The organism is Acrocarpospora pleiomorpha (assembly GCF_009687885.1).
Classification (GTDB): domain Bacteria; phylum Actinomycetota; class Actinomycetes; order Streptosporangiales; family Streptosporangiaceae; genus Acrocarpospora; species Acrocarpospora pleiomorpha.
This window is the reverse complement of sequence record NZ_BLAF01000076.1, coordinates 45,292-52,472: the sequence shown is the minus strand read 5'-3', so window position 1 is coordinate 52,472 and position 7,181 is coordinate 45,292. Positions and strand designations below refer to the sequence as shown.

Here is a 7,181-nt window from a genome sequence, read left to right as displayed (position 1 = left end):
CCCGTGATCACTCGCATGATGCCCGGCTGGCTGCCCGGTGGGCGTGGCGAAGCCACGGGGTTGGCGGGGTCGGGCGGAGCCCGAGATCAATCAAAGGGAGGGTGGGTGGGAGAATCACGTGATCGCGGGGCATGACGAAACGGCGCGAACCCGGGGGTCCGCGCCGTTTCGGAGTGGTCTACAGGTACTGACCCGTGTTGGCCACAGTGTCGATCGAGCGTCCGGCTTCGGTGCCCTGCTTGCCCTGCACGAGCGTGCGGATGTAGACGATCCGTTCGCCCTTCTTGCCGGAGATGCGAGCCCAGTCGTCCGGGTTCGTGGTGTTCGGCAGGTCCTCGTTCTCCCGGAACTCGTCCACGCAGGCGGCCATCAGATGCTGGATCCGCAGGCCCTTCTGCCCGGTCTCCAGGAACTGCTTGATCGCCATCTTCTTACCCCGGTCGACGATGTTCTGGATCATCGCCCCTGAGTTGAAGTCCTTGAAGTACAGGACTTCCTTGTCCCCGTTCGCGTACGTCACCTCGAGGAACCTGTTCTCCTCGATCTCGGTGTACATCCGCTCGACCACCCGCTGGATCATCTCGGCGATCGTGCCCTCGCGGCTGCCGCCGTGCTCGGCCAGATCGTCGCCGTGCAGCGGCAGATCGGAGATGAGGTACTTCGAGAAGATGTCCTTCGCCGCCTCGGCGTCCGGCCGCTCGATCTTGATCTTGACGTCCAGGCGGCCGGGCCGCAGGATCGCCGGGTCGATCATGTCCTCGCGGTTGGAGGCGCCGATGACGATGACGTTCTCCAGGCCCTCGACGCCGTCGATCTCCGACAGCAGCTGGGGCACGATGGTGTTCTCGACGTCGGACGAGACGCCCGACCCACGAGTCCGGAAGATCGAGTCCATCTCGTCGAAGAACACGATCACCGGGGTGCCCTCGGAGGCCTTCTCCCGCGCCCGCTGGAAGACCAGGCGGATGTGCCGCTCGGTCTCGCCGACGTACTTGTTGAGAAGCTCGGGGCCCTTGATGTTGAGGAAGAAGCTCTTGCCCGACTGGCCGGTCTTCTCCGCGACCTGCTTGGCCAGGGAGTTGGCGACGGCCTTGGCGATGAGCGTCTTGCCGCAACCGGGCGGGCCGTACAGCAGCACGCCCTTCGGCGGGCGGAGCTTGTGCTCCCGGAACAGGTCCGCGTGCAGGTACGGGAGCTCGATCGCGTCCCTGATCTGCTCGATCTGGCCGCGCAGGCCGCCGATCTCGTCGTAGGAGATGTCGGGGACCTCTTCGAGGACCAGTTCCTCCACCTCGGACTTCGGAATCCGCTCGTACACATAGCCCGAGCGCGGCTCGAGCAGCAGCGAGTCGCCCGACCTGATCGGCTGCTCCAGCAGCGATTCGGCCAGTTTGACCACGCGCTCCTCGTCGGCATGCGAGATGACCAGGGCGCGCTGACCGTCCTCAAGGAGCTCCTTGAGCATGACGATCTCGCCGACGTCCTCGAAGCCGAGGGCCTCGACCACGTTGAGCGCCTCGTTGAGCATGACCTCCTGGCCACGCTTGAGCGAGTCGACGTCCACGGCGGGGCTGACGTTCACCCGGAGCTTGCGCCCGCCGGTGAACACCTCGATCGTGCCGTCTTCCCGGCCCTCGAGGAAGACGCCGAAGCCGGACGGCGGCTGCGCCAGCCGGTCGACTTCCTCCTTGAGGGCGACGATCTGGTCCCTGGCCTCCTTGAGGGTGGAGACCAGCCTTTCGTTCTGGCTGGTGAGGGCGGCCACCTGGGCCTGCACGTCGTGAAGCCGCTCTTCGAGAACCCTGGCCTGCCGGGGGGACTCGGCGAGCTTGCGACGCAGCGCGGTGATCTCCTCCTGAAGGAAGGAGACCTGAGTTGTGAGGTCAGTGACCTCCCGTTCGCGCTGCGCGGCCCGAGCCTCAGCGTCATCGCGAGCTGCCACGCCCGTCACCTCCTTCCATTCGAGGAAAGACTACTCAAGTCACTACCAATCTGACGGCCTTAAAAAACGTAGCCGACTGGTGTTCGTCTCGTTACGTTGAGTGCCTGGTGATTTGGTGCCTTTTCGACTGGTTCATAGACGTGAGCACATCGAACACATGGTTTGTTCCCCGTGTCACGCCACTTTGCCGGTTCGCCGCTAAATCGTCACTGACCTTCTGTTCCCTCCCCGTACGCACCCTTGGACGGGCGCCTGCGTCGCGGCGGCGGCGTGACGCCGTCCGCCATGCGGCGGGCGGTGACAAGGAACCCGGTGTGGCCGACCATCCGATGATCGGGCCGGACCGCGAGCCCTTCGACATGCCAGTCGCGAACCAAGGTCTCCCACGCATGGGGCTCGGTGAAACTCCCGTGCTCCCTGATGGTCTCCACCGTCTTGGACAACTGCGTCGTTGTCGCCACATAACAGCAGATAACACCACCGGGAGTGAGGGCCCGCGCGGAGGCGTCGACGCACTCCCAGGGCGCCAGCATGTCCAGGATGATCCGGTCGACGTCGGTCTCGTCCAGCGCCTCCACGAAGTCGCCGACCACCAGCCGCCACTGCTTCATCTCGCCGCCGTAGAACTTCTCCACGTTCTTGGTGGCGATCTCGGCGAAGTCGGCCCGCCGCTCGTAGGAGGTGAGCGAGCCCTCCGTGCCGACCGCCCGGAGCAGGAAGCAGCTGAGCGCCCCCGAGCCCACCCCGGCCTCGACCACCTTCGCGCCCGGGAAGATGTCGGCCATGGCGACGATCTGGCCGCAGTCCTTGGGATAGATCACGGCCGCGCCGCGCGGCATGGCCAGGGTGTAGTCCTGGAGCAGGTGACGGAACGCCAGATACTGGGTGCCTCCGGACGAGCGCACCACCGATCCTTCCGGCTGTCCGATCAGGTCGGTATGCGGGATCCAGCCCTTGTGCGTGTGGAAGACCCCGTCAGCCTTCAGCGTCAGCGTGTGCCGCTTGTTCTTGGGGTCGGTGAGCTGAACCTGATCCCCGGCCTGAAACGGGCCGTGCCTGCGAAAACCCATGCCGCAAGGCTATCTGTGTTTCTTTGCCGATCCTTCGGATCGGCGGCTCGGCCGCCCTCAGCCTGCGTCTTCCCTCGTCACTCCGGCCGCTTCGCGACCTGCGTTCCTCAGTCCAGACACAGGCGCGGCCGAGCAATTCCTACCTTACGACTGGCGCGGAAGTTTGCCGGGGTGGGTGGAGAGCCGACTAATCGACTCGCCTGGAGGGTTGCGGCCCTGGTAGGTAAGGGTTCATGCTCCCCCGTGAAACCATCCCCGCCGGCCCGGTCAACCTCCGCCCGCCGGTGGACGCGGACATGGACGCCGTGGCCCGCGCCTGTGCCGACCCGGAGATCGCGCGATTCATCCCGCTCATCCCGGTGCCGTACACGCGGGCGGACGCCCTGTTCTGGAAGAACAAGCTGGCCGAGCACGCCTGGGCGGAGGACGGCGCGGACTTCGTGATGGCCGACCCGGCCACCGACGAGCCGCAGGGCGTGATCGGGGTCAAGCCGCCGGACCGGTTCGGCAACGTGGAGGTCGGCTACTGGGTGGCGCCCTGGGCGCGCGGGAAGGGCATCGCCACGGCGGCCACGCGGGCGGTCTCGGCGTGGCGTTTCGCTCAGGGCGCACAACGGCTGGACCTGCTGGCCGACATCGAGAACCTCGGCTCCCAGAAGGTGGCCATGGCGTCCGGTTTCGTCCGGGAGGGCATCCGCCGCGGCGCCGGCAGCCGGCGCGACGGTTCCCGCTGCGACATGGTGGCCTTCGCCCGGCTCGCCACCGACCCCGGCGACCCGATCCGGCCGTACCTGCCGGACTTTCCGGGCGGCGAGCTCACCGACGGCGTGATCCGGCTGGTACGGCTCGCGCCCGCCGACGCCGGCGACTACCACCGCATGATGGGCGACCCCGAGGTCATGGCCCACCACGTGCCCCCCGGCCGCCCCGACTACGCCACCACCGCGCTCCGCTGCCGCAACGCGGGCTACCGCTGGCTGGCCGCCGAACAGGCCGAGATCGCGATCAGGGACGCGGCCACGGGCGCCTTCGCGGGCGACATCCAGCTCTCGCACGTGATCCCGCCCCTCGGCGAGGCCATGACCGGCTACAGCCTGCTGCCCGAATATCGAGGGCGCGGCTATGTGACCCGCGCGGTCAAGCTGCTGGTGGAGTGGGTCTTCGCGCACACCGCGATCCATCGGGTGATCGCCGGGACGGTTCCGACGAACACCGCGTCGCACCGGGTGCTGGAACGCGCGGGCTTCACCCGGGAGGGCGTGGCGAAGGAGCTCCTGCCCGGGCCCGACGGCACCCGGCTCGACGATGTCCGCTGGGTCAGACTGCGCTCCTGAGCTTGGCGAACGCGGCGTCGGTGCGCTGCAGGGCCCGGTCGATCTCGTCGTCGGTGTGCGCCGTGGACAGGAACCAGTTGTGCCACGGGTGCAGGTAGACGCCCTCGGCCAGGCAGGCGGCCGCCCAGGCGACGCCCCGCGCCAGGGTCTCGTCACCCTCGAACGACAGCCACGGGATCTGCACCGGCCCGGTCTGGTTGACCACGAAGCCGTGTGCGGCGGCCTGGGCGGCCAGGCCCGCCCGGAGGCGGTCGCCCGCGCGTTCCATCAGCGCGACGCCACCGGTGTCCCGGAGGATCTCGATAGTGGCCTTGGCGGCGGCCATGGCGCTCGCGGAGAACCAGAAGGACCCGGTCGAGTACAGCGTCTGGGCCGGGCCGCGCAACGCGTCCACGCCCGTCACAGCGGCGATGGGATGCCCGTTGGCCATGGCCTTGCTCCAGGCCGACAGATCCGGCCGCACCCCGAACCCCTCCCACGACCCGCGCAGGTCCAGCCGCCACCCCGCCCGCACCTCGTCGATCACCAGCGCCGCCCCGAGCCGATCGGCCAGCGCCCGTACGCCCCTGGCGAACTCCGCCTCCGCGAACGCCTGATCCTCGAACGAGTCATGCTTGAACGGCGTGACCAGGATCGCGGCCACATCCCCCACCGCCGCCGCGGCCTCCGCGCTGGCCAGATCGTTGTACGTGAACTCCACGTTGTCGGCCCGCTGGTTGGGCGTCACCCCCGACAACCCGGGCGTACACCACGGATCGGCCCCGTGATAGGCCCCGTGCGCCACCAGCACCTTGGTACGCCCGGTGGCCGCCCTGGCCACCATCAGCGCCTGCGTGGTCGCGTCGGTCCCGTTCTTCGAGAACATGGCCCAGTCGGCGGCCGGAATCACCTCCACCAGCAGCTCGGCCAGCTCCACCATGATCGGCCCAGGCCCGTTCAGGCAGTCCCCGCGCGCCTGCTGCGCCGCGGCGGCCTCCTCCACGACCGGATTCCGGTGCCCCACGATCATCGGCCCCCAGCTGCACATGAGATCGATGAACTCCCGCCCGTCCGCGTCCCACTGCCGGGCCCCTTCCGCCCGTACGAAGAACTGCGGGTACGTCTCCCCATGCAGCACGGCGTTGAGATGCCCGTACATCCCACCCGGAATGACCTTGGCGGCCCGTGCCCGCAATTCCGCGTCAATAGACATGAAGATCCTCGTATCTAGTCGGACAGTAGGTTCCGGGCGTCCGTCAAGCCCGCGTCGGAGCCGAGGCCTCCGGCGACGCGGGCCGCGACCACGGTGCCGAGTTCGGCGGCGGCGATGAGGGAGCGGCCGTTGAGGAGGGCGGCGATGAAGCCCGCGCAGTAGGCGTCGCCGCAGCCGGTGGTGTCGACGACCTCGATGTCCAGGGCGGGGACGTGGGTGATGCCCTCGGCGGTGGCGACCAGGCTGCCCCGGGCGCCCACGGTGATGAGGGCGGCGGTCAGGCCTTCGGCGAGCAGGGCGGTGGCGGCCTCCTCGACGGTGGCGGCGCCGGTGATCATGAGGGCTTGTTCCTCGTTGGGGAGGAAGTAGTCCAGGTGCGGGAGGAAGACCTTCGCGGCGGGCATCAGGTCGGGCATGTTGGACAGCAGGTCCATGGTGATGATCGTGCCGCCCGCGCGGGCTTCGTCGAGTAACGCGAAGAAAGCCGGATCGTGAAGGCCCCAGCTCGCGTCCATGCCGCCCAGATGGACCAGGTTCGCGCCCAGGACCTGAGCCGGGTCGAGATCGGCGAGCGCGAACCCGAGGTTGGCGCCGGGAACGTGGAAGGAGGGGCGGCCGCCGTCCGGACGTATCGGGAGGATCGACGCGGCGGTCTGCTCGCCGGACTTTCGCGCCACACCCGACACATCGACGCCATGTCTGGCCATAATCATCAGGAGGAAGTCGCCGAGTTCGTCGTCGCCGACCGCTCCCGCGGAGGCGACGGGGACGCCGAGCCTGGCGAGATCGACCGCCGTGCCCGCGGCGGCCCCGGCGGCCGTGATCCGGACCTGCTCCACCAGATGCGTGTCCTGGCCGGCCGGAATGGACTCCACCGGGCGCGCCAGCACGTCCACGATATGGACGCCTAGGGTGAGGACGGTCATGCCCTGGATAATAGACGGGCGTCCGACTAAAATGTCAACAGCCGGTTTTATCGGGGGAATCATGCCAAAGATCGTGAATCACGAGGAGCGCCGCCAGGAAGTCGTGGCGGCCGCGCGACGCATCATCCTGCGCGACGGCATCGAGGCGGCCACCACCCGCGCCATCGCCAAGGAAGCCGGATACTCCAACGGCGTCCTCACCCACTATTTCACCGACAAGGACGACATCCTCCTGTCGGCCCTCCAGTCCTCACACCGCCGCATCACCGCCCGCCTGACGGCCAAACTCGCCGGCCGCACCGGCCTGACCGCCCTCCGCGAGGTCCTCCTCGACAACCTCCCCCTCGACGAGGAGCGCGTCCAGGAAACGGGCCTGGAGATCGGCTTCTGGGCCCGCAGCATCAGCTCTCCGGCCCTCCTGCAGGTCCAGCGCGAAGAGGCGGCCGACCTCCGCCGCCTCATCCGCACGCTCCTCCAGTCAGCCCGCGACGCCGGCGAACTGACCACCCAGGAAAACCTCGACGACCTGGCCGAACGCCTCCTGGCCCTGGTGGACGGCCTCAGCGTCCACCGCCTCCTCTACCCCGCCGACGACACCCGCATGGAACGCATCATGCGCTCCGAACTGGACCGCCTCGCATTTGACCACGCCTCCGGCACGGCAGGCCCGGCCGCTCCGTAGCCACCCCGAACACCGCGATGGCCGGGGCGGGCGGA

6 protein-coding genes are annotated in these 7,181 nt (G+C 68.5%); 2 read left to right on the top strand and 4 right to left on the bottom strand.

Going from position 1 to position 7,181, the window contains the following annotated elements; all coding sequences use genetic code 11:
- Positions 1-178 precede the first annotated feature (178 nt).
- Both arc and Aple_RS43945 read right to left on the bottom strand, forming a co-directional pair.
- The gene (arc, locus tag Aple_RS43950) at positions 179-1,951 is read right to left on the bottom strand and encodes a proteasome ATPase (protein ID WP_218038814.1); all 1,773 of its coding nucleotides are present in this window, start codon (positions 1,949-1,951) and stop codon (positions 179-181) included.
- A gap of 197 nt (positions 1,952-2,148) precedes the next feature.
- Complete coding sequence (locus tag Aple_RS43945) at positions 2,149-3,012, bottom strand: tRNA (adenine-N1)-methyltransferase (RefSeq protein ID WP_155350727.1); 864 nt, start codon at positions 3,010-3,012, stop codon at positions 2,149-2,151.
- A gap of 233 nt (positions 3,013-3,245) precedes the next feature.
- On the opposite strand from Aple_RS43945, the gene Aple_RS43940 reads away from it, so the two are divergent.
- Positions 3,246-4,346, top strand: coding sequence for a GNAT family N-acetyltransferase (locus tag Aple_RS43940; protein WP_155350726.1), 1,101 nt, complete (start codon positions 3,246-3,248; stop codon positions 4,344-4,346).
- On the opposite strand, the gene Aple_RS43935 is transcribed toward Aple_RS43940, so the two are convergent.
- Positions 4,330-5,538 (bottom strand): aminotransferase class III-fold pyridoxal phosphate-dependent enzyme, encoded by a 1,209-nt coding sequence (locus tag Aple_RS43935; protein ID WP_155350725.1) that lies wholly within the window; start codon positions 5,536-5,538, stop codon positions 4,330-4,332. The two genes, Aple_RS43940 and Aple_RS43935, sit on opposite strands and share 17 nt — an antisense overlap.
- A gap of 14 nt (positions 5,539-5,552) precedes the next feature.
- Positions 5,553-6,464 (bottom strand): carbohydrate kinase family protein, encoded by a 912-nt coding sequence (locus tag Aple_RS43930; RefSeq protein ID WP_155350724.1) that lies wholly within the window; start codon positions 6,462-6,464, stop codon positions 5,553-5,555.
- A 61-nt stretch (positions 6,465-6,525) separates the two neighbouring features.
- Here Aple_RS43930 and Aple_RS43925 point away from each other — a divergent pair, with 61 nt between their 5' ends.
- Positions 6,526-7,146, top strand: coding sequence for a TetR/AcrR family transcriptional regulator (locus tag Aple_RS43925; RefSeq protein WP_155350723.1), 621 nt, complete (start codon positions 6,526-6,528; stop codon positions 7,144-7,146).
- Positions 7,147-7,181: the final 35 nt, after the last annotated feature.